Origin of the sequence: Caballeronia sp. LjRoot34, assembly GCF_964253815.1 — a bacterium.
In the GTDB taxonomy this organism is placed as follows: Bacteria; Pseudomonadota; Gammaproteobacteria; order Burkholderiales; family Burkholderiaceae; genus Caballeronia.
This window is the reverse complement of the sequence record NZ_CAXUSB020000002.1, coordinates 2,492,955-2,514,826: the sequence shown is the minus strand read 5'-3', so window position 1 is coordinate 2,514,826 and position 21,872 is coordinate 2,492,955. Positions and strand designations below refer to the sequence as shown.

The window sequence follows — 21,872 nt, the reverse complement described above, 5'->3', positions numbered from 1 at the left end:
ATGCGCGATCGACCAAACAATGACAATTTGACCTCCTTCGAGAAGCATGCATATCGCATATTCTCGTATGCAGCGTTGGCCGGTGTCCTCGCTTGTATATTGGTAGTCCGTCAGCCTCACACCGAGGAAACGAAGTTAGTGATCAATATCGTTGGCTTTGTCTGCCTGATAATTGGCGTCATCTTCGGTTGGGGCTACAACAAAGATATCCGCGTTCTAGACCTTAGAAGATGTAACGGTTCTTAAAAAGGCCCGGAAGAGCTACGAAGGGCGGCCTCAAAAGCGAACTGCAACACCTGTTTCGCCTGCGTGCCAGCGACCGAAGCAAGTCGATGACCGACACGCAAGCATCCATTAATCGTGCGTCGCTCGCGATGAGCTCTCGAGCATAGGAAAGTGATGGGATCAAAAGAATCAGTGTTCGTAACAACCAGTCGCAGCGCGTACGGCGTCCTCTCATCGGTTTTTGTGGTCGGAATTGCGCTCGCCTGGGGTTCGTCGTTTGATGGTCCGGCGGTCCGGATAAGCCGCGACTATTGGCGTTGGGTCGCTCCAGTTACGATACCTACCACAATCTTCGTCACGTGGCGCCTCCAAAGGGCCTTGATTGGCTCCTGGTACAAACCACGGTATGCATCGGAGGAACGTCAATTTGGACTCACCGAGTCCTGGATAACAGGCGCAATCGCAGCAATCATCCTTGCCGCATTTGCGACAGGGGCTTTTGCCAACGTAATGAATCAGGTTATCGGTGTCTCGTACGTTGCAACCTACGATGTGATCGGAAAATACATCAATCGCGGCAAGCACACTTGCTATGGCTTGACCGTGACAAAGGTTGGCGATCCCCTTGATCAGTTTCAATTATGCGTTTCCCAGTCGGAGCAAGAGGAAACTACCATTGGTGACAGACTGCAAGTGGACGGCCGGAGGTCACGGTATGTCAATCAACTACTTAATTACACCAGAAATCGCTAACGGAATGCCGCTTGAAACCGTTCATCTAGATCGTGTCTTTGGCGTCGTGCAGACGTCGCAGAACCGCAAGCAGGTCACTCTATTCGGGTTCGAAAGTGCACACCGCAAGGAGTACTCCGTAGCTGCACCAGGCAAGCCCCGTGTCGTGTCGGGAATGACGATCACCGCTTATCTCGCGGAAGCGGGCAACTGGCAGACGCTGATTGGTTGGCGCAACCATGAGGACGGTGAGATTGTATGCGAACCCGAGAGTGGGCCAATTTTCCTTTGTATCTGGAGCATCTTAGGCTTTTGCATGATGGCGCCCAGGCTTTGGGATCGGCCAGCTATTACGTCGGTGATGGCGATCTTTACGGTTGCTATGTTTGGTTGGAGCGTTCGGAACATTCGCTTTCTGCGGAAAGTTCGCCGCGAGCTGGAGGAGTCAACGGCAGACGATGGCGTCGATGAGTTCTGACATGACCCATGTCTTTCGATCTTCTGTCGGATAAGACGTATTGGAAGCAAGCCGTGATGAAGACAACGAACCACGCGCGTTGCTGACTTCGTCATGGGTCCGTCGTTAAAGCGATTTTTCAGATGGCGAGTCGATGTCTGGAATATCCGTGTGCGGCGCTGGGCCGTAGGCATTGTCCGTTTTCTCGTCAGAGATAAACCCGTTGTAATAGATGCAGAAAAAGGTGCCTGTCACTGGGACTAGGTGGACCAGCATCCACCGGGACTGTCAGTATTTTTGCGTGCAAGGCGTTAAAGGCCCGCTTCGCAGCAGGCCGGAATCAAACGTTATGAGTTCGGCGTGGTAAAGCGATCCTCGTAGAGGATCGCTTTACCAGAAGCAACTTGTAAAATACGATCGCTGGCCGTGCTACACGGCAGACCCTGTAGCTGGCTTGAAACAAAAAAATTCAGACACTCCCGCGTGGAGCGCGCGATTTCGCTAACGCCTCTGCGCCGTTTTGTTTTCCAATCCAAACTTAAGACTTAGGAATACATATTTTTACATTTCGCCTCCACAAAAACATCTTGATCGCAGTCACCGTGGCATTACTCTCCGCATGCGAATCAGCTCCACCAAACGCACCCCCAAAGCCATCCCCCATCGCAGAGATGTCGCCTAACTTGCCAGGCGTCGCTTGGGTCGGTGGTTATTGGCATTGGGACGGTTCGCAATGGGTATGGATCGCTGGTCACATCGCGCCAAAACTATAAACATAAAGACCCAATCAATAACAATGTCGCGACACGTATATCGCCCGATCACGATGGCTCTCCTGGCGATGCCTCTGATTGCGCTTGCCCAAACGCAACCCGATCCAAACGCAGCCGCAGCGGCACGTACTTCCGCACTTCAAGATCAACTGCAGCAAGAACGCGAGCGAGCGCAGGAGCGGGACCGCCAGTGGCAGACGCCGGACGTCCGGCTTCCTGTAAGCAGCGAGCCGATCCCCGCTGTCTTGCCATCGGAAGCGCCGTGTTTCAAACTCGACACCATAACGCTCGACATTCCTGCGACCCTTCCTGATCGCATCCAATCCTTCAACGATCCCGCCTCGCTACACGACGCGTTTTCCTTCGCACGCCAGTGGCTAAATCGGTACGCGGGCCAGTGCGTCGGGCAACATGGCATCGAACTCCTGCGCAAGGGCGTGCTCGCGCAGATCCTTGCACGCGGTTTTGTAACGACTCGCGTGCTGCTGTCGGATCAGGACTTGTCGAAGGGCGCTTTGCGCTTCGAACTGCTGCCGGGAACCATCCACGATATCCGCTTTGCCGATCCCACAATCCGCGGTACGTGGCGTTCGGCCTTCCCAAGCCGTCCCGGTGATTTGCTGAACCTCCGTGACATCGAACAGGGCCTGGAGCAGATGAAGCGTGTCGCGAGCCAGGAAGCGGACATGAAGATCGAGCCGGCGGCCGAAGCAGGTACGAGTGACATCGTTATCGCGGTACAGCGCTCAAAACCGTGGAAGCTCGTGTTGGGAATAGATAACTCCGGAACCCGCGAGACCGGCAAGTTTCAGGGGACCGCTACATTCGGCCTGGACAATCCGCTTGGTCTTAACGACCTTCTCAGTATTGGCGTATCGAACGACCTCTATTTCACCGACAAGAAGTACGGCACACATGGACTGAACGCGTATTACTCGGTGCCTTGGGGAAACTGGAACTTTTCGCTCTCGGGCAACAAAAGCAGCTACTTTCAGCATATAGCGGGCGCGAATCAGACGTTCATATCCCAAGGCGATACGAAGTCATTCAACTTCCGTATCGACCGGTTGTTGTATCGCGATCAAACCAGCAAGACAGGTGTCGAAATGCAACTCTCTCGTCGCTATGGACGCAGCTTCATCGAAGATACGGAGATTGACGCGCAACATCGCGACAACACGTTTTTCGAGGTTGGTCTGACGCGTCGTCAGCATGCAGGTAGCGCCACGCTCGACACAACACTTGCCTATAAGCAAGGCGTGCCTTGGTTCGGCGCGCAAGGCGATCTCCACGATCCGTACACCGGGCAGACGCTCCCGCAGACGTATCTCTACAAAATGGCGACGCTCGATGCGTCGTTGTCCGTACCGTTCAAACTCGGCGACGTTCCGTTTCGATACGCGAGCACCTTCCGTGGGCAGTTCACGAATCAACGTTTGTTTTATATCGACGATATCTCCATCGGCAGCTTCTATAGCGTGCGTGGGTTTGACGGTGAATATCTCCTGAGCGCGGAGAAGGGCTTCTACTGGCGCAACGATCTTGAAGTGCCGTTGGGCAATAGCGGTCAGGTGGTTTATGTAGGTCTTGATTACGGCCATGTGTACGGGCCCAGCGTCGCCGCGCTGCTTGGCAAGCAACTCGCTGGTGCGGTGCTTGGCATTCGCGGTGGCAAGGCCGGCGTTGCCGGTGCCGTCAGCTACGACTTCTTCGTGGGCACGCCGGTATACAAGCCATCGAATTATCCAACCGCTCGCGCGACCGCTGGCATCCAGGTCATCTACCAATACTGAACAACCATGACATCACGAAAAACTTCGTCAGGCTATTTCGCTCGGCCCCTCTCCAGGTTATTTGCCGCGATATCGCTAAGCGCACTCGGGGCATGCGGAGGCGGTGGAGACACCGGCAATAATGGCAACGTCAACAATACGGCCGAGACGGGCGCCAGCGGCGCCACAGGCGGGTCTATACCAAGTTCTGCATCGGCATTTATCTCATCGATATTTCTGCAGCCAGGCGGGACCGGTTATGTCTGCTTCGTCAGCAGCAAGAACACGTCCTCTCGATACACGGGCGTCACGAGAGAGCAACTGTCGATATCGACCGCAAGCAGCACCGTGTTTAACGAGCAAACCAGCGCGGTTGTCGGACAATACAACGCGACGCTTGCACGCCAGACAATCGTCACGGCGGCCGGCGATTTCAGCACGTTGGGAATTGGCAACGACATCCAGATGTTCGACCAGGATTCGACCGGTTTCACGTTCGGTCTTGGCGGCTCCGCCGATGTCTTTCGGGCAACGCTGACGCCATCGGACGTCTCCGGCCAATCGATTTCGGCCGTGGCCAATGATACGGATGGCGGCGTCGCGCGTGTGCTTGCCACAGACACGGCGGCAATGCCAGGCGGATCGATTCGCTATTCAACGCAAATCACCGCGAGCGCGCCGGTGCTCGTCGTGAAAAGCGGGGCGGTCGCCAATTCACAAACTCTTGCGCAACTGCAGCAGCAGTTTGGCGGGACGGTCGCAACGTTAGGAGACGTCTCTTATCTGACAGGCATGAGCGGGAACGCACCAGCATCTGGCTATGCACAACTAAACGCTGGCGTGTATGACGCAACCTATGCCGTAGCCGGACAGAGCGTGCCGATTACGCTGCTGGCGGGTACCGATATTGCGTATAACCAGATCGCGTCGAGTTTCATTGTCCAGGAACTGAAGTCTTACGCGACCGGGCTGTGACGGGCACATGATTTTTAACCGAGTTGGCCGCTATAAAGAATGGCAATTTTGATTAAACGTGTGATTTCAGTTCTCGGAGTCGCGGCGTTACTTGCCGTCATCGGCTCCGTCGTCTATTGGGACTATTCGTACCGGATTCGCATCGAGGCTGCATCTTCCCGAACTCTCAACGCTGATAGGGTCTTTTCCGCGTAGTAGCGGCGCGCGCGGAACTTAAAATCAAGAAGCCACTTGCCTGCCGCCCTCACCGTAACAAACCCAAAACCAAAAAAAACTGGCGAGCCACCCACGCTCGCCAGTCTATCCATCCCTACCGGGTCCTCAAACTACACCGCTCCTATTTACTATGCCCCGCGTCCAACGGTTTATGCCGCTCCGCTCCTGACCCGGGGAAGAACGTATCCCAAACCGCTCTAACTCCTTCCGCTGCGGTCGCTTCAGCATCAATACTCTCCGCACCCTCAACCTTACCCGGATCGCCAGAAAGGCCGCGCCAGTGAGTAAATACGAGCATCGGTTTTTCGGTCCATCCGTCCGTACCAAACTTCGCGAATGCTGTTTCGCCGCTCGCGAGTTGCACCTCGTACCATCCGTCGCGCACCGGTGTGTAATCGCTCAACGGAAACCATGCAGTCGGATCGAGTTTCACAAGCTCCCCCATAGATCATCAGGACATTGCTGTCGGTGTAAGGATTGCGCGCATATCACGTGCCTGATATCGAGATCAAAGCGCCCCAAAAACGTCGTCACATACGCCAAGGTAAAACGGCATTCCAGAATCTCCCTGCGCGAAGCGCGCTGCATGTCTTCGAAGCGACCGGGAACCGCAACACCCGCAAACGCCCGGTTCCGCGCCAAGACAAATCCAAGCTCGACGACGACGCCCAGACCCTGCGCCAGCTCCAACCGCAAGAAACAGCCGACCGCCACCATAAGCATCGACCGCACGACAACAGTGCCTCCATGCGTTGCCCCACGTATCTCATCAAATTGACATACTCTGTCTGTACAAGCGTCCTTTCACCTGCTGCATGCACCAAATAAATGAATAAAATGAAGTAGTCGCCACATAACATCGGGGTAATTCCACGTATAAACCCGTAATAGGGAAAATCCAGTTGATTCTTATTTTCTGCTTATTGATAATGCCTAAACACAATGTCGTGCCAGACCAACTGGTGCGCTGAGAGAGTAGTAAGTCGTCAACTTGGGGGATTCAGTCATGCAATACGCTGAGATCGCTTACGAGAATGTCGTCTTGATTCCGCTGGCCGCGTACGACGATGGCTTGTACGCAGCTATGCTTATCGTCAGGGAGGTTGATGGCATGCAGCGCGCGACTGGCGTGCTGGGCCATTTCCCGTGCCCTGTCGATGCCCGTAAGTTTGCCCTTGCGTATGGCATGGCGGAAATAGACGAACGTCGGCATGCGCCGCAACAGCAAGTAATGCAGCAGTCTTTCGATCGGGCCGCATAAATCCGGCCGTCCAAACCGAAAGTCAACGCCAAGCCGCTTTGAAACAAACCGTCCAGGTATCGATAAAACACGCCCGTCGAAAAGCGGGCGCGTTAAATATCGGCATTGCTCATTTGCGATACGAACCATCGCGTTTAATCAATTAATTAAACGCTGCCTTTTCCTGCCCAATTTGCCCGGTCGACAGTCGCGTCGAATAAAACAATCCCCGGCGATGAAAGACTGGTGAACGTCACTCATGAAAACGATTACGCATCGGGCGGTGGCAAGTGGCTCGTAGTCTCGAGTCGTTGTCCCAAGACACGCGCAAGTTCGACTTATCGATATTGAGCAGCGCTTGCCTGGGCCGCCGTCGCGCGTAATTCTTCCCCGAGGAACTCCACAAACGTCCGCAACTTCGCGGACAACTGATGCCGCTCTAAATAAATCGCGTGGATATCCGCATTCGGCAGCGCCCAGTCGTTTAGCAGAACGACAAGTTTCCCGTCACGCACCAGCGCCTCCGTCTCCCATTGCGAGCGCACGGCAATGCCGCGTCCGTCCAGCGCCCATTGCAGCACCGCGGTGCCGTCATTGCTGCTGAGCGGGCCATCGACCTTGACGGTCTCCACCTTTTTGCCGCGCGTGAAATGCCACGTCCCATAAGCGGATTCGTTCTCGCGCAGCACGAGGCACGCGTGCCTCGTCAGGTCGTGGGGCGTCGCGGGCAGCCCGTATTTCGCCACATATCCCGGCGATGCACACACAATCCGCCGGTTCCTGAGCAGCAAACGCGCGTTGATGCGGGCGTCCGGGACATCGCCGAAACGGATGCCCAAGTCGAACCCTTCCTCCTGCAAATTCACCGGCCGGTCCGATAAATGAAGCTGAATCTTGATCGCCAGATAGCGCTCGATGAACTTCGACACCGCCGGCGAAATCCGGCTGCGCCCAAATCCAAACGATGCATTCACGCGCAGCAAACCCGTCGGCTCCGCCTGGCTTTTCGTGACGAGTTGTTCCAGTTCGGCGAGTTCATCGAGGATGCGCGAGCCGTTCGCCAGATACAACTCGCCTTCGGGCGTGAGGCTGACGCGCCGTGTGGTGCGGTTTAAAAGCCGTACGCCGAGCCGTCGTTCGAGTTGCGCGAGACGCTTGCTGATGGAAGGCGGGGTCACGCCGAGATCCCGCGCAGCCGCCGCCAGATTGCGATGCCGTGCGACGAGCGTGAACAGGTTGAGGTCCGAAAAGCCGTCCATCGATTAGTTCCTGGAAGTTAAGTCTGGATTGCCCGAATAGATACTATATCGGCCAATGCATCAATTAAACTTCATAAAACTGCGGGAGACAGCGATGTTCGATAACTTCAAGGACGTATCGGCAACGATCGATGGCGTCAGGATCAAGGCGATACAAGGCGGCAATGGGCAGGCGCTGCTGCTGTTGCATGGCCATCCCCAAACCCACGCGATCTGGCACAAGGTCGTGCCCGAGCTGACGAAACACTTCACCGTCGTGGCGGCGGACCTGCGTGGTTATGGCGATAGCGGCAAACCAGAAGGCCTCCCCGATCACAGCAATTATTCGAAGCGCCGTATGGCGCAGGATCAGGTCGACCTGATGCGCTCGCTGGGTTACGAGTCGTTCGCGGTGCTTGCTCATGATCGCGGCGGCCGGGTGGCGGTGCGCATGGCGCTGGACCATCCGACTGTGGTCAGGAAACTGATCACGCTCGACGTAGCGCCGACGCTCGCGATGTACGAGAAAACCTCGTTCGAATTCGCTCGCGCTTATTGGCACTGGTTTTTCCTGGTGCGTCCCGCGCCGTTCCCCGAGACACTGATCCACGCGGACGCCGACCTGTATCTGAAGCAAACTATCGGCGCGCGCAGTGCGGGGTTGAAGCCGTTCACGCCCGAGGCGTACGCGGAATATCTGCGCTGCCTGCAACAGCCGGGCACGGCGCATGGTATTTGCGAGGACTATCGCGCGAGCGTCACCATCGATCTGGAACACGACCGCGAATCGCTGGCGAAGGGCTACAAGATAACCTGCGATTTTCTCGCGCTATGGGGCGCGGAAGGCGTGATCGAAAAGTGCTTCGATCCTATCGCCGAGTGGCGTCATTTCTCCGATAACGTCAGCGGCCACTCGCTGCCATGCGGTCACTACATTCCGGAGGAAGCGCCCGAGTTGCTGCTCAAGCGCGTTCTGCCGTTTCTTGGGAGTTGAGCATCACATCGGGCACTTGTTTGTCAGCGGCCCGCATTTGCGGATCTCTTTCACGCCGATGGCAATCAGCAAGTGCTGGTGAATGACAAGCAAGGAGACTCCGCGAACGGTAGTTCGACCAATACGGGCCGCCGCCTCGCCGAATGGAAACATTTCTCCAATCTGGCGACGGCGGCAACCCCAGGCGCAACGCTCGATTTAAGGAACTTGCGATACGGCGAGCACGCCGTATCGCAAACCGGGTTACTTGCCAGCCGGCGCCGGGGCCGCCGGATCGGAGTAGTTCGGCAAGCCTTGCGAGCTGCTGCTCCCGCCCATGCCCGGCTTCGCCGGCGCAACTGTCGCGCTCGCGGCACCTGCCGGCGTTGCGGTGGCACCACTTTCATCGCCGTAATCCGGCAGTGCAGCGTTCGCCGCGCCCGTCAGCAGATATTGGCGGCGCTGCGTATAGGCATCGCGGACGAATGCATATTTATCCAGCGCGGCTTGCGACAGGATATCGGTTGCACCGAGCAGATCCGCCCGCGCGCTCACAAACTGCGCGACGAATAACGACACGCTCGCTTCCGTACTCAAATAAGTCCCCGGATTGAGCGGATAGCTCGCGATCCAGTTCGTTGAATCGCGTACCGAACTCGGCCCGAGCAGCGGCAGGACCAGATACGGTCCCGACGGCACGCCGTAATGGCCCAGTGTCAGCCCGAAGTCCTGGTTGTGCTTCGGCAGCCCGGCGGGCGTCGCCCAGTCGATCAGGCCGCCAATCCCGAACGTGGAGTTGATCACCAGGCGCATCAGGTCTTCGGTCGCGTCGGTGATCTTCAACTGCAGCAGGTTGTTCGCGAAGTTGCCAATGTCGCCAATATTCGAAAAGAAGCTGCTGACCGCCGTGCGGATCGGGGCCGGCGTGACCTTCACATAGCCGGTCGCAATCGGGCGGGCGACGTATTTGTCGGCGGCGTCGTTGAACTTGAAAATCTCGCGGTTCATCGGCTCCAGCGGATCGCCCGGCTTGGCGGTAGGGCCGGTGGCGCAACCGGACAGGGCGAAAGCAGCGGCGAGCAGCACGCCGCCGGAGCGCGCTCGCAAAGTGCGGGCGGCATCGGGCGTTTTTGCCATCCTCATGGGTCGGTTTCCTTAGGGTCGTGCGTGAGTGGTTAATGCGTTATGGGACGGTTCAAAGAGGGACGGTCTAAACGGCGTCGGCCGCTTTGGGCTGCACCCGGGGTTTTCCCATTAGAACCGGCTGAAATACCACGGCGCCGATTAACGTCGTAAAAAGCGCCAGGACCAGGAGCCTGCCCATGCTCGATGTGCCTGGATGATGCGAAAACCACAAGCTGCCGAACGCCGTCGCCGTGGTCGCGGCGCTGAACAACACGGCGTGCGTGAGGCTGGAGTGCAGCAGGCCGGTTTGTCCGGAGCGCCACGCCATCACGAAATAGATCTTGAACGCCACGCCAATGCCCAACATCAACGGCAACGCAATGATGTTCGCGAAGTTCAACGGCATGTCGAACACCACGCATAACTCCAGCGTGACGACGGCGGAAACGAGCAACGGTATCAAAGTTCTCAAAACATCGCCGATACGGCGCAAAGTCAGCCACAGCAGGATCGTGATGGCGATCAGCGACAATGCCGCCGCCTGCTCGAACGCCTTGATGATCGTATTGGCCGAATGCAGCACCGAGATCGGGCCGCCGATCGCGTTCGGCTCGACTTTCTGCACGGCATTCGCGAAGCGGGCGAGCGATTTGTCGTCGTCGCGGCTCTTGCCGTCCAGCGCTTTGGGCGACGCTTCCACGAGGGCGTGGCCGTCGGCGGCGAGCCAGCCTTCGGTCATCGACTTAGGCAGCGACGCCAGCGTGATCGGCGACGGTTGCAGCAGCGCACGCATCTGGCCCAGCGCAATGCGCAGCGGGTCGGACATGGCGTGCTCGGCGCGCTCGCGGGTGGCGGCATCGGCTGCGGCGAGCTTTTTCAGCGCTGCCGCGAGGTGACGCGCTTCGTTTTCGCCGGGGCCGGGATGTTCATCGGCGGCGAGGGCAAGCGAGTTTGATAGCCGCTTGAGCGTAGCGACGCGCACGGCATCGTTGGCAGGCGTTGCAACCCGCTGGTCCAGCGAAGGCAAAAGCTGAGTGGCCGCAGCGGCAATCAAATCGAGCTTTTGCGGCTGATCGGCGGGAATGAGCGTCGACAAGGTCGTCGCGCGCTCCACTTCCGGCAGCTTCTCGAGCTTCGCCGCGATCTTGTCCGCTTCCTCAAGCGAGGGCGCGAGCACCTTCACGTCGTTCACGGCCGCTTCGGGCGCGTCTTTCAGCGAGAGCAGCGTGGCCATGGACTCCGTTTTCGGGTCCTTCAGGTTCAGCGGATTGAAGTCGAAACGCAGATGCAGCAGCAACGGCAGCGCGCAGATCACGACTGCCAGCGTACCGATCAGCACCGGCGTGCGATTGCGCGCGAGAAAATCGTCCACCGGCGCGAGCTTCGGAAAGCCCGGCGAGCCTGCTTCGCCAACCGGCGCGAACACCTTGATCAGCGCCGGAAACAAGGTCATGTTGGTGAAATACGCGACCAGCATGCCGACGCCCGCAATCTGCCCGAGTTCGGACACGCCCCGATACGCGGTTGGCAAAAACGAGAAGAAACTCGCGGCCGTCGCGGCGGCGGCGAGCGTCAGCGGCACGCCAACGTGGCGCGCGGTATTTACCAGTGCAACATCCAGCCGGTCGTCCTTGAAGCGTTCCTCGCGATACCGCACGCCGAACTGAATGCCGAAATCCACCCCGAGCCCGACGAACAGCACCATGAAGGCGATCGAAATCAGGTTCAGCGCGTGGACCATGAGCAGGCCGAGCGCGGCCGTGATCGTCAGTCCGACGAACAGCGTGATGAACACCGAGACGATCATCTTTCCCGAGCGCAGCGCGAGCCAGAGGATCACCAGCACGACGATGAACGTCAGGATGCCGTTGAGCACGGCGCCGTCTTTAAGCGACGCGAATTCTTCGTCGGAGAGCGGCTGTTCGCCGGTCAGCCGCACGACCGCCCCATATTTCTCCGATAACTTCAGCTCATTCGCCGTCGCGCGAATCGCATTCGATCCGCTCGCGCCGGGTTCCAGCGCGTTGTAGTCCACCACCGGCTGTACGGTGACGAATGCACGCGCGGGTTGCGTGGCCGAGGTATCGACCAGATTGCGCCAAGAGAACACGGCGGGTTGATCGGCGAGGACTTTATCGAGCACGTCCGCGCTCTGGCCCAGCAGCTTCGACATTTGCCCGAGCGTCACTTGACCAAGTTGCAACGGCAGGTTGAGGCTGGTGTTGAGCGTGCCGGCAAGGCCGGTGAGCGTGGGGTCGTGGGCCAGCGCATTGATCAGCGGACGTGCTTTCACGAGTTGCTGGGTGGTGTCGGCGACTTTATCGGTGGAGAGGTAGAGCAGGCCGTTGTGCTCGAAGAAATCGCCTCCCGAGGGTTGCGACACCGCCGTGAAGTGAACCGTGTTCTTGGTCAGCGCGGCGGCCAGCTCGTTGGCGGCGGCGTCGGCGAATTCAGGCGCTTGGGCTTCGATCACCACGAGCACCGTCGATCCCCGTTGCGGAAAGGCTTCGTCAATCGCGTGGCTGCGCGCGGCCCAGTCGGGTTCTGTCTCGATCAACTGGCTGATGTCGGTGCTGATCTTGAAGTGATGTACCACGTAATAGCCGCTCAGCACGGCGATCAGCAGCGACAAAACGATGATCCAGCCGGGTCGGCGAATCGATAATGTGACGAGACGGGCAATGAGAGGCGTGAGCATGAAGACGGATGCCTCGGAGGGCTTGTTCTGATGTTTGGCTGTCTGGACAGGGGGCCGTGAGGCGCCGCGTGAGTATACCGGGCGTGAGGAGATGCTTGCAGAAGGCGCGTTCGCGCTACGGTTTGCGGGCTGGCGTGACCGGCGGACAAAAATTTTTCGATCGCTTTAGCCGATTGCGAGCCGGGTCCGGATAGGCAGCGAGGTCAGCGCACGCTTAATGACAAATTGTACTAACATTGTGCGGCCGCTCAGTTCGTTTTCGAACTAACATTGTCATTACGATGAAGCGATGAAAACAACGATTCGCAGGATGGGTAATTCGCAAGGCGTGTTGATTCCGAAACCCATCCTGGCCCAACTTGGGCTGGAGGACGAAGTGGAGATGGAAGTGGAAAACGACGCAATTGTTTTAAGAAAACCGCAAAAGAAGGCCCGCCAAGGGTGGTCTGACGCAAGCAAGGCAATAGCCCAAGCCGGCGACGACGAGCTTGTGATGGACGAGTTTCCGAACGCAGATGATTCGGAGCTTGCGTGGTAGTGCGCGGAGAGGTCTGGCTCATTAAAATGGACGAACTGGACCCTACCGTCGGCAGCGAGATTCAGAAAACCCGGCCTTGCGTCGTGATATCGCCGCCTGAGTTGCATGACCATTTGCGCACGGTGATCGTCGCGCCCATGACGACCAAAAGCCGGCCCGCGCCTTACCGTGTATCCGTGGTATTCAGCCAGAAGAAAGGACTGGTCCTGCTCGATCAGATTCGCACGATCGATAAAACCCGTCTGGTGAAGAAGCTCGGCGCTGTGCCGGCTAATACGCTCTCGGTTGCATTGCGGACCTTGCAGGAAGCCTTCGCCGTCTAACCAACGCCAACCCCTACGTCTCGCTCCAAAGCCTCAACAGGTTGTGATAACAGCCCACGAGCGTTCGCCTCGCGGCGTCGTCGGCGTTCTGTGCGTTCAGCCGTTGAATGGCGTTGTCCATATCGAATAGCAGGCTGCGGCGGGTATCATCGCGAACCAGGCTCTGCGCCCAGAAGAAACTCGATACCCGCATTCCCCGCGTTACCGGCCGTACCTCATGCAAGCTGGTCGCCGGATAAACAATCGCATGCCCCGCCGGCAGCTTCACTTCCTGCACACCGTAGGTATCCTCGATTACCAGTTCGCCGCCGTCGTATTCCTCCGGCGGTGTGAGGAACAGCGTGATCGATACATCGGTTCGCACTCGCGTGCCATGTCCCGGCACGAGCCGGATTGCCCCATCCACATGACTGCCGAAATGCATTCCGCCTTCGTACCGGTTGAAGAGCGGCGGATACAGCTTGTTGGGCAGCACGCCGCTGATGAACAGCGGATGCCGTTCCAGCGAGCGGACGATGACATCGCCGAGTTCGAACGCAATCGGCGCTTCCTGCGCGATCTGCTGGTTGCGCTTGACCGGCGCGCCCTGATAGCCGGCCGTCGCGCGGCCGTCCACCCACGCATCCGATGCTTCAAGCCGTTGACGCATGGCGGCGGCGTCCTCGGGGCTGAGGACGTTGGGTATCGAAAGGATCATGTTTTTTTGGGGGCCAGCGGCCGCGCGACGTCGACGACGTGTATCTCGCGCGCGGCTCACGTGTCCTGCAGTCGATCAATAGAACCGGTAGTTTAGCGTCGCGAGGAACGTCCGGCCGTAACCCGGCACCGCGCGGCCGCCATCCGATGGAATCAGCGCGTCGTAGTAGTGCTTGTTGGTCAGGTTCTGGACGTTGAACTGGATGTCGTAATGTTTCTGGTGGAACGCCGCCATTGCGTCCCAGCGCGTGTACGCAGGCACCTGCACCAAGTCGTTGCTGGCGGCATATCGCGACGATGTGTACACCGGGCCGCCACCGAAGGTCCAGTGCGGCGTGAGGTCATACGTCGTCCACAACGTGATCATGTTGCGCGGCGTGTTCGCCAGGGTCTTGCCGTTGGTGTTGTCCAGCGCCTTCACCACCTGGCCGTTCATGTACGTATAGCCGCCAAACACCTGCCACTTGTTGGTGATGTGTCCAGCCAGCCCAAGTTGATAACCGCGCACGCGCACGTCGCCGTCGAGCGTGTAGCTGCCGTCAGCCTGGAGCGTGCGGGCATTGGTTTTATCGATATTGAACAGCGACTGCGTTACCGACAACCCGCCGTTCAGCAAGTCCCACTTCGTGCCGACTTCATACGAACGGTTCGATTCCGGCGGCGTGTTCTGCTGGTTGTTGGTCAGCGTCAGCGCTTCCAGCGACGGATTGAACGACGTGCCGTATGAAACGTAGTACGACTGCCAGTCGGTCGGCTGGAAAATGATCCCGCCGCGCACGCTGGTGAAGTAATTGGTCTGCGTGGCGTAAGACGGCGCGTTGAGGGTGTTCTTGATCGACGCTTCGTAACGATCCCAGCGCAAGCCGCCCACCACCTTCCAGTACTGGCCGACAGAGACCGTATCGTTGGCATAAATGCCCACGCCGTTCGCACTCGATTCCGCCAGGTTGGTCGCCACTTCCTGCGTGTTGGCCGGTCGCGTGGTGTATTGCGGATTGAGCAGCGGCACGATCGCGATGGTGTTCGACGGCAAGCCCGGCGCCGTCGCGGTGAACGACTGGTTGCTGTAGGTCTCGTGGCTCAGGTCAATGCCTGCAATCACCTCATGCTTGAGGAATCCGGTGTTGAACTTGTAATCGATATCGGTCGTGTTGTAGACCGAGTGATCGTTGATGTTGCGGTCCTTGCCCTGCAACTTCACGTACAACGACGACAACGGCAACGACGTGTAATTCCCGTTGGCGAGTGCCGTCGATGTCCCGAGCGGTCCGGTCAGGACCGCCGCCGCGTTGGTCGCGGTCGCTTCGGTGCCGTAGTGGCTGAACTGGGTCTGGTTGCGCAGCGTGAGGTTGTCGTTGAAACGATGCTGGATGCGCGCCGAGAACGTCTGCACGTCCTGGATCGTCCGATCGCCTTCGAAACCGTAGAACTGGCTCTTGCTGACCGGGACCGGCGCACCGTTCACCGGCGGAATGCCGTAGTCCGGCTGGTCGCGGTTGTGCTGGATCAACGCTGACAAAGTGACTTCCGTCGGCGTTCCAATGCCAAAGCGCACCGTCGGCGCGAAGCCGTAGTCCTTGCTCTTCATCACGTCGCGGGTCGAGCCGAGATCCTGACCGAACGCGTTGAGCCGCACGGCGGATGTATCGGACAGCGGCTGGTTGATGTCCACGGTGGTGCGGTAGCGGTCGCTCGTGCCGGCCATCACGGACACCGATGCGTGCGCTTTCAGCTCCGCCTGCTTGCTCACCTGGTTGATCACACCGCCCGTGGAGCCGCGCCCGAAATAGAGTGAGGACGGGCCATACAGCACATCGATGGATTCAAGGTCGAACGTGTCCCGATAGTACTGGCCGCGGTCGCGGAAGCCATCGAGATAAATGTCGGTGCGCGCCGAGAAACCGCGCAAGTTGATGTTGTTGCCGATCTGTCCGCCTTCCGCGGCTCCAATGGTGACACCGGGGACGTTGCGAAGGGCATCGGAGAAAGACGTGGCTGCCTGGGACTGCAGCACGGCTTTCGGGACTACCACAGCCGCTTGCGGGATATCGCGCAATGCAGTGGGAACCTTCGCGCCGACGCTCGATTTTTCGGGCTGGAAATCGGGCGTGCCGATGGCCTGGCCGGAGACATGCACGGCCGGTAGCGCGGCGTTTTCGACGAGAGGTGCGGCTTGTGCGGGTTGTTCGGGTTGTTCCGCCTGAGCGGTTTGATCGGTCTTGCTGACCGGCGCAGCCTGCGCATGAGCATAGAGCGGAATGGCAGCAGGAGCCGCCAGCGCGGTCATGATCGCCGCGGCAAGCGGTGTCTTCCTCAACATGTGTTTCCCCGAGTATTGGATGGTCGAAAAGCCGGCGCTGTTGCGTCATGCCGGTCAATTACTTCCGCGATGCCCGCGGCGGCGTGAGCGGTTGGCAAAGGGCGCGGCCGAAGGAGCAGTCCATCATTGCGACAGATGCGCGCCGTTTCCCTTAGTAGTTCCGAAATACGAATCAATATCATTACACAGTTAAGAATTGTTTTCAATACGATATCGGGAACTATGCGGATAGCTGACGGACAAAGGCCCCGCGATTTTTGCGGGGCGGTTTTATCGAGGGAAATAAAACGCACCGTGGAGGGCGGAGCGTTATGGGGCGGGGATAAGAGGGGTTATGCCGGAGTATGGAAGGCCACGGATGTTGTCGCGCAGGTCGCGGTCAACCGTAATCATCGGATGAAAGCTACGAAAACAGAGCTTTCATTCAGGCGAGCGTGACGTGTCCTCAAACGCCCTGAGCGCCGCCGCCATGTCGCGCTGCAATTGCCCGAGGGCGGCGACTTTGGGATTGGGCGGCTGCAAACCCTGCCAAAGGAGCAGGGACAATCGTTTTGACGTTTCTTCGATATCCACCGTTTTCTTGCTGATCGCGTCCCACAGCACGTGTTCCATCGGCCCATAGATGCTGGAGCGCAGCAGGCTTAAGGGCAGGTCGTCGCGGATATCGCCGGCTGCCACGCCGTCCGACAGCACTTGCATCAGCGGCGCGGTATAGCGCCGCTGGAGTTGCACGATTTCATCGCCGAATGTGTCGTCTTTCGCGCGCCCTTCGGACAGGATCAGCGCGCACAGCCCCGGCCCATCGATCATCAGCCGATACAAATGCGTACGGATCAGGAAAAACAGCTTTGCGCGCGTGCCCGTGATGTGCGGCAGCGTGGTTTCGATCTCCGCGATGATCTCGTCGTACCAGTCGCAGATCACCCGCACGCACAGGTCGCGCTTGCCGGAGAAATACGTGAACACCGTTGCCTCCGATACCCCCAGCCGACGCGCCATATCGATCGTCGTCGCCGATGCATATCCGCGCTCCGAGAACACTTGCCGCGCCACGAGCAGGATGTCCTTGATGCGTCGTTCAGACTTGATGCTCGACGGTGCGCGACGTACGGGGAGGGTTTTGGACTGGGTCATATAGGCGCTGAAAGTCGATCGTCGTAAGTAGTATTTTGAGTGTAGCTCAATCGGATTAATATTGGGATTTCAGCAATTTAATGAGGAATATAAAGGTTTAACCGGCTTGACGTTGTTACGTAGTTGAGTTTTACTCAAACCCATTGAGATGCACTCGTCCAACCAGGTTGAGAATCATGGAATCCAATCCGAACGATCCCCGCGGTCAGCATCAATACCGCTCCGTCTTCCGTCCCGGCCTGTTCGCCGGCAAGGTTGTCATGGTAACGGGCGCAGGCAGCGGTCTGGGACGATGCACAGCGCACGAACTTGTGTCGCTGGGGGCTTCGGTGATCCTGATCGGACGAACCCTGGCGAAGCTGGAAACCGTACGCGACGAGTTGGCCCAGGACTACCCTGAAAGCGCCGGACGCGCGCGTTGCTACGCCTGCGACATCCGCGACGAAGCGAGCGTCAAACAAGTCGTCGCTACCGCACTCGCCGATTTCAACCGGCTCGACAGCCTCTTCAATTGCGCGGGCGGCCAGTTCCCCGCGCCGCTCGACAAGATTTCCCTGAATGGCTGGGACGCTGTCGTGCGCAACAACCTGCACGGCACTTTCCTGATGTCGCGCGAATGTTTTACGCAATGGATGCGCGATCACGGCGGCGCGATCGTCAACATGCTCGCGGACATCTGGGGCGGCATGCCCGGCATGGGCCATTCGGGCGCCGCGCGCGCCGGCGTCTGGAACTTCACGGAAACGGCCGCGTGCGAATGGGGTTACGCCGGCGTGCGGGTGAATGCCGTGGCGCCGGGATGGATTGCATCGGCGGGCATGGATAGTTACGACGAACGCTATCGTGCGTTGTTGCGCGAACTCAAGCACAAGGTGCCGTTGCAGCGCTTTGGGACCGAATCGGAACTCGCGGCGGCGGCGGTATTTTTGCTTTCCGAGGCGTCGGCGTTCATCAACGGGACGGTGATTCGCGTCGATGGCGGCGTGCCGAACGCACGGCATTCGTGGCCCTTGGCGGCCGCTGGGCGTACGCTGGAATTCAACGGGTTTTCGCGTTATCGGCCGCCTGCGGGGTTGCAGGAATTGGCCGCCGAAGACAGATCCGACGATCAAGCCGCCGTCGAATGAGCCTTAACCAGAACCAGGGAGAAGCGATGCTTCCCGCAGCCGATTCATATGAAACCCTCGCCGCGGCATTCACGTGGAAGGTGCCCGCGCAGTACAACATCGGCGTGGACGCCTGCGATAAATGGGCCGACGGTTCCGGCCGCCTCGCGCTCATCTACGAGACCCGCGAAGGCTCGGAAACGCGTTTCACCTTCGATAACCTCAAGGCGCTCTCCAACCAGTTCGCCAACGCGCTTGCCCGCGCGGGATTGAAGCGCGGCGATCGCGTGGGAATATTCTTGCCGCAGTCGCCGGAGACGGCCATCGCGCATCTGGCGATCTACAAGGCGGGTTATATCGCGGTGCCGCTGTTTCAGCTATTCGGCGTCGATGCCATCCAGTACCGGCTCGCCGATAGCGGCGCAGCGGCGCTGATCACCGACCACGCGGGTTTCGACAAGCTGGCGCAGGTTCGTGAGACGCTACCAGACCTGAAAAATGCCTATTGCGTCGATACCACCACCCACGCAAATGCCCATTCCTTCTGGGATTCGCTACGCGCGGAAACGGACGTCTTCATCCCCGTTGATACCTCCTGCGACGACCCCGCCGCAATCATCTATACGTCCGGCACGACGGGAAAGCCCAAGGGCGCGTTGCTTGCCCATCGGGCGTTGCTGGGTCATTTACCGGGCGTCGAGATGTCGCAAGGTCTTTTCCCGGCGCACGCCCGGCTGATGTGGACGCCCGCCGACTGGGCGTGGATTGGAGGCCTATTCGATGTCTTGCTGCCCGCCTGGCATCACGGCGTGGCGGTGCTCGCGCGGCGCTTCGAAAAATTCGATGGCCCGGCCGCTTTCGACCTGATGGCGCGTCACGGCGTCACGCACACCTTCCTGCCACCGACCGCGCTCAAGATGATGCGCTCGGTGGCGCGTCCCGAGCAGTGGCGGTTGTCGTTGCGCGCGGTGGCGAGCGGCGGCGAATCGCTGGGCGAGGAGCTGATCGCCTGGGGCCGGGCGGCGCTTGGCGTGACCATCAACGAGTTCTACGGGCAGACCGAGTGCAACGTGGTGGTGTCGTCGTGTTCTGCGTTGTTCGAGCCTCGCCCGGGGGCGATCGGGCGCGGCGTGCCGGGACATCGCGTGGCAATCGTCGACGATGAAGGCACAGAACTTCCTCCCGGCACACCGGGCAATATTGCGATTGCCGCGCCCGACCCGGTCATGTTCCTGCGCTACTGGAACAACGAGCCGGCCACGCGCGATAAATTTCGCGGCCAGTTCCTGCTGACCGGCGACCTCGGTTCATGCGATGCCGATGGTTTTATGCGCTTCGTTGGCCGCAACGACGACGTGATTACCAGCGCGGGTTATCGGATCGGTCCTGCGCCTATTGAGGATTGTTTGCTGCGCCATCCCGCCGTCAGCATGGCGGCGGTTGTGGGTGCACCGGACGCGGCGCGCACGGAGATCGTGATGGCGTTCATCGTGCTGAATGCAGGATTCGTCCCGGATGAAACGCTTGTGCGTGAGCTTCAGCAGCACGTCAGGACGCGACTGGCCGCGCATGAATATCCGCGCGAGGTCAGGTTTGTCGACGCGTTGCCGATGACGCCGACCGGCAAAGTGATGCGCAAGGAATTACGGGCGGCGTTGCCGGGTCTGAACACTTCGACCAAGCCATGAGGACCCGCGAATGACCTCGGAGATGGCCCCGCCCAAGCGCAAGCCGCAAGCCATTCTCGACGCGACCGATCGCAAGCTGCTGGCGTTGCTCGCCGAAGATGCCACGCGGACCTACGCCGAGCTTGGCCGCCTGCTGCATTTGTCCGCGCCCGCCGTTCACGAACGCGCGAAGCGCCTGAAGCAAGACGGCGTCGTCAAGGCGACCGTCGCGACGCTGGACGGCGCAAGCGTTGGCCGGCCGCTGCTGGCGTTTGTTCACGTCGATACCTCCAGTTGGGCCGTCACGCGTCAATTACTGCAACTGGCCGAGTTTCCGGACGTCGAAGAGATCCATACGGTGACTGGTGAAAGCGCGATGCTGCTGAAAGTGCGAACCCGTGACACGCAAACACTCGAACATTTGCTCGAGCGTATTCATTCGATAGAAGGGTTCACCGGCACGCGCAGTTACATCGCGTTGACGACATATCTGGAGCGCGGGCCGAGTCCGCAGGTTTGACTGACGGTGGCGTCAAGACCGACTCGGCATAAACCCAACCTCAACGCATTTCGTGGCGGCTTCGCCGCACACGATGACCCTATGCCGATCCGCCGCCAGGAAGCGCGCTAATAAGCCGCTGCGGGCGCCGTCCATGTTTACCGACTTGCGGCGGCTGGAACAGATTCTCAAGAACCGCGAGGCGCAGAAGAGCCGGCGATCCGCGGTTTTTCGTTTCCCCTGGCTCTCGCGCCAGCCGCAGACGGACAATCCTTCGAACGTGCTGAACTGTCACGGCAGGCGCGGGTCGATATACTTACTGCGTTTTTCAGCTAAGCCGGCGCGTCGGGCTGAACGCCGCCCTCCATTACTCGATATCGGTCGTATGAAACGCTATTTGCCTGTCCGTGTTGCCCTATTCGCCCTGGCTTTGTCGGCGGCGCTGTTTTCCAGCGCTTCGTTTGCGCAGACGAGCCCAGATGCCGTCGTTAAAAGCGCTGTGGAAGGCACTGTCGACGCGATGAAGGCTGATCCTGCCGCGCGTGGGGGCGACATGGCCAAGATCACGCAATTGGTGCAGACGCGTTTCGTGCCGGCAACCGATTTCCAGCGCACCACGCGGATTGCCGTAGGTAAGGCATGGAGCACGGCGACGCCCGACCAGCAGAAGGCGCTCTACGAGCAATTCCAGACGCTGCTGGTGCGCACCTACACCTCGTCGCTGTCGCAATTACGCGATGAAGACGTCAAGTTCAAATTCGACGCCCCGACGCTCGATGCCGGCGGGAAAGACGCTGTCGTCCAGTCGCACGTGTACTCGAGCGGCGGCGATAACCCGGTGCGTTATCGCCTGGAAAAGACGCCGGACGGCTGGAAGATCTACGACATCGACATGATGGGCGCGTGGCTGATCCAGGTGTACCAGACGCAATTCGCGGGTCAGTTGTCGAAGGGTGGCGTCGATGGCTTGATCAAGTTCCTGACCGCGCATAACGCGCGGACGGCGGAGTGAGGAAGGGGTAGAGCCTGGATTCGCAAATGAAGCGTGGGTGAGCGAGTCTGAGGCACTACGGAGCAGCGGGGCCAACAGGCGCAACTGGCGACAAGCCGGGAGCGCCTTTTTTTGCGCCGCTGTTTTTAACGCTAATGGCTCTTACAAAGTCTC

At 59.1% G+C, this 21,872-nt stretch carries 19 protein-coding genes; 12 read left to right on the top strand and 7 right to left on the bottom strand.

Annotation, left to right across the window (positions count from 1 at the left end):
• Nucleotides 1–940 precede the first annotated feature (940 nt).
• The 4 genes from ACSQ36_RS30770 to ACSQ36_RS30755 all read left to right on the top strand — a co-directional run bounded on the left by ACSQ36_RS30770 (nucleotide 941) and on the right by ACSQ36_RS30755 (nucleotide 4,934).
• Nucleotides 941–1,435 carry a hypothetical protein gene (locus ACSQ36_RS30770; RefSeq protein ID WP_436184864.1) on the top strand — a complete coding sequence of 165 codons (495 nt, stop codon included), beginning with the start codon at nucleotides 941–943 and terminating at the stop codon, nucleotides 1,433–1,435.
• A gap of 581 nt (nucleotides 1,436–2,016) precedes the next feature.
• On the top strand, nucleotides 2,017–2,187 hold the full coding sequence (locus tag ACSQ36_RS30765) for a hypothetical protein (RefSeq protein ID WP_346730496.1): 171 nt from the start codon (nucleotides 2,017–2,019) through the stop codon (nucleotides 2,185–2,187).
• Nucleotides 2,188–2,210: 23 nt separating this feature from the next.
• Nucleotides 2,211–3,980: a ShlB/FhaC/HecB family hemolysin secretion/activation protein gene (locus ACSQ36_RS30760; protein WP_436184863.1), complete on the top strand. Its 1,770-nt coding sequence runs from the start codon at nucleotides 2,211–2,213 to the stop codon at nucleotides 3,978–3,980.
• A 6-nt stretch (nucleotides 3,981–3,986) separates the two neighbouring features.
• Nucleotides 3,987–4,934: a hypothetical protein gene (locus tag ACSQ36_RS30755; RefSeq protein ID WP_436184862.1), complete on the top strand. Its 948-nt coding sequence runs from the start codon at nucleotides 3,987–3,989 to the stop codon at nucleotides 4,932–4,934.
• Nucleotides 4,935–5,271: 337 nt separating this feature from the next.
• Here ACSQ36_RS30755 and ACSQ36_RS30750 read toward each other — a convergent pair whose 3' ends face one another.
• The gene (locus ACSQ36_RS30750) at nucleotides 5,272–5,583 is read right to left on the bottom strand and encodes a hypothetical protein (protein ID WP_436184861.1); all 312 of its coding nucleotides are present in this window, start codon (nucleotides 5,581–5,583) and stop codon (nucleotides 5,272–5,274) included.
• A 573-nt stretch (nucleotides 5,584–6,156) separates the two neighbouring features.
• Here ACSQ36_RS30750 and ACSQ36_RS30745 point away from each other — a divergent pair.
• Nucleotides 6,157–6,411 carry a hypothetical protein gene (locus ACSQ36_RS30745; protein ID WP_436184860.1) on the top strand — a complete coding sequence of 85 codons (255 nt, stop codon included), beginning with the start codon at nucleotides 6,157–6,159 and terminating at the stop codon, nucleotides 6,409–6,411.
• A 317-nt stretch (nucleotides 6,412–6,728) separates the two neighbouring features.
• Here the strand turns inward: ACSQ36_RS30745 and ACSQ36_RS30740 are convergent, their stop codons facing one another.
• Nucleotides 6,729–7,649: a LysR family transcriptional regulator gene (locus tag ACSQ36_RS30740; protein ID WP_436184859.1), complete on the bottom strand. Its 921-nt coding sequence runs from the start codon at nucleotides 7,647–7,649 to the stop codon at nucleotides 6,729–6,731.
• A gap of 94 nt (nucleotides 7,650–7,743) precedes the next feature.
• Between ACSQ36_RS30740 and ACSQ36_RS30735 the strand changes: the two genes are divergently transcribed.
• Nucleotides 7,744–8,622 (top strand): alpha/beta fold hydrolase, encoded by an 879-nt coding sequence (locus ACSQ36_RS30735; protein WP_436184858.1) that lies wholly within the window; start codon nucleotides 7,744–7,746, stop codon nucleotides 8,620–8,622.
• A gap of 243 nt (nucleotides 8,623–8,865) precedes the next feature.
• Here ACSQ36_RS30735 and ACSQ36_RS30730 read toward each other — a convergent pair whose 3' ends face one another.
• Together ACSQ36_RS30730 and ACSQ36_RS30725 are read right to left on the bottom strand one after the other, a co-directional pair.
• Complete coding sequence (locus ACSQ36_RS30730) at nucleotides 8,866–9,744, bottom strand: MlaA family lipoprotein (protein ID WP_436184857.1); 879 nt, start codon at nucleotides 9,742–9,744, stop codon at nucleotides 8,866–8,868.
• Between the two features lie 67 nt (nucleotides 9,745–9,811).
• Nucleotides 9,812–12,424, bottom strand: a complete 2,613-nt coding sequence (locus ACSQ36_RS30725) for an MMPL family transporter (RefSeq protein WP_436184856.1) — start codon at nucleotides 12,422–12,424, stop codon at nucleotides 9,812–9,814.
• A 289-nt stretch (nucleotides 12,425–12,713) separates the two neighbouring features.
• On the opposite strand from ACSQ36_RS30725, the gene ACSQ36_RS30720 reads away from it, so the two are divergent.
• Nucleotides 12,714–12,962, top strand: a complete 249-nt coding sequence (locus tag ACSQ36_RS30720; RefSeq protein ID WP_436184855.1) for an AbrB/MazE/SpoVT family DNA-binding domain-containing protein — start codon at nucleotides 12,714–12,716, stop codon at nucleotides 12,960–12,962.
• Entirely contained in the window at nucleotides 12,956–13,285 is a 330-nt protein-coding gene (locus tag ACSQ36_RS30715) for a type II toxin-antitoxin system PemK/MazF family toxin (protein ID WP_436184854.1), read from the top strand. The genes ACSQ36_RS30720 and ACSQ36_RS30715 overlap by 7 nt, the downstream gene beginning before the upstream one ends.
• Nucleotides 13,286–13,298: 13 nt before the next feature.
• On the opposite strand, the gene ACSQ36_RS30710 is transcribed toward ACSQ36_RS30715, so the two are convergent.
• From ACSQ36_RS30710 to ACSQ36_RS30700, 3 genes are all read right to left on the bottom strand, one after another.
• Nucleotides 13,299–13,982, bottom strand: a complete 684-nt coding sequence (locus ACSQ36_RS30710) for a Fe2+-dependent dioxygenase (protein WP_436184853.1) — start codon at nucleotides 13,980–13,982, stop codon at nucleotides 13,299–13,301.
• A 75-nt stretch (nucleotides 13,983–14,057) separates the two neighbouring features.
• Nucleotides 14,058–16,301 carry a TonB-dependent receptor gene (locus ACSQ36_RS30705; RefSeq protein ID WP_436184852.1) on the bottom strand — a complete coding sequence of 748 codons (2,244 nt, stop codon included), beginning with the start codon at nucleotides 16,299–16,301 and terminating at the stop codon, nucleotides 14,058–14,060.
• Between the two features lie 420 nt (nucleotides 16,302–16,721).
• Nucleotides 16,722–17,435 carry a TetR/AcrR family transcriptional regulator gene (locus ACSQ36_RS30700; RefSeq protein WP_436184851.1) on the bottom strand — a complete coding sequence of 238 codons (714 nt, stop codon included), beginning with the start codon at nucleotides 17,433–17,435 and terminating at the stop codon, nucleotides 16,722–16,724.
• 176 nt (nucleotides 17,436–17,611) lie between these two features.
• Here ACSQ36_RS30700 and ACSQ36_RS30695 point away from each other — a divergent pair, with 176 nt between their 5' ends.
• The 4 genes from ACSQ36_RS30695 (at nucleotide 17,612) to ACSQ36_RS30680 (ending at nucleotide 21,719) form a co-directional block, all read left to right on the top strand.
• The gene (locus ACSQ36_RS30695) at nucleotides 17,612–18,562 is read left to right on the top strand and encodes an SDR family oxidoreductase (RefSeq protein WP_436184850.1); all 951 of its coding nucleotides are present in this window, start codon (nucleotides 17,612–17,614) and stop codon (nucleotides 18,560–18,562) included.
• Between the two features lie 26 nt (nucleotides 18,563–18,588).
• A complete protein-coding gene (locus ACSQ36_RS30690) occupies nucleotides 18,589–20,229 on the top strand; it encodes an acyl-CoA synthetase (protein ID WP_436184982.1) in 1,641 nt (546 codons plus the stop codon).
• 10 nt (nucleotides 20,230–20,239) lie between these two features.
• Nucleotides 20,240–20,728, top strand: a complete 489-nt coding sequence (locus tag ACSQ36_RS30685; RefSeq protein ID WP_436184849.1) for an Lrp/AsnC family transcriptional regulator — start codon at nucleotides 20,240–20,242, stop codon at nucleotides 20,726–20,728.
• A gap of 364 nt (nucleotides 20,729–21,092) precedes the next feature.
• Nucleotides 21,093–21,719 (top strand): MlaC/ttg2D family ABC transporter substrate-binding protein, encoded by a 627-nt coding sequence (locus ACSQ36_RS30680; protein ID WP_213764267.1) that lies wholly within the window; start codon nucleotides 21,093–21,095, stop codon nucleotides 21,717–21,719.
• Nucleotides 21,720–21,872 lie beyond the last annotated feature (153 nt).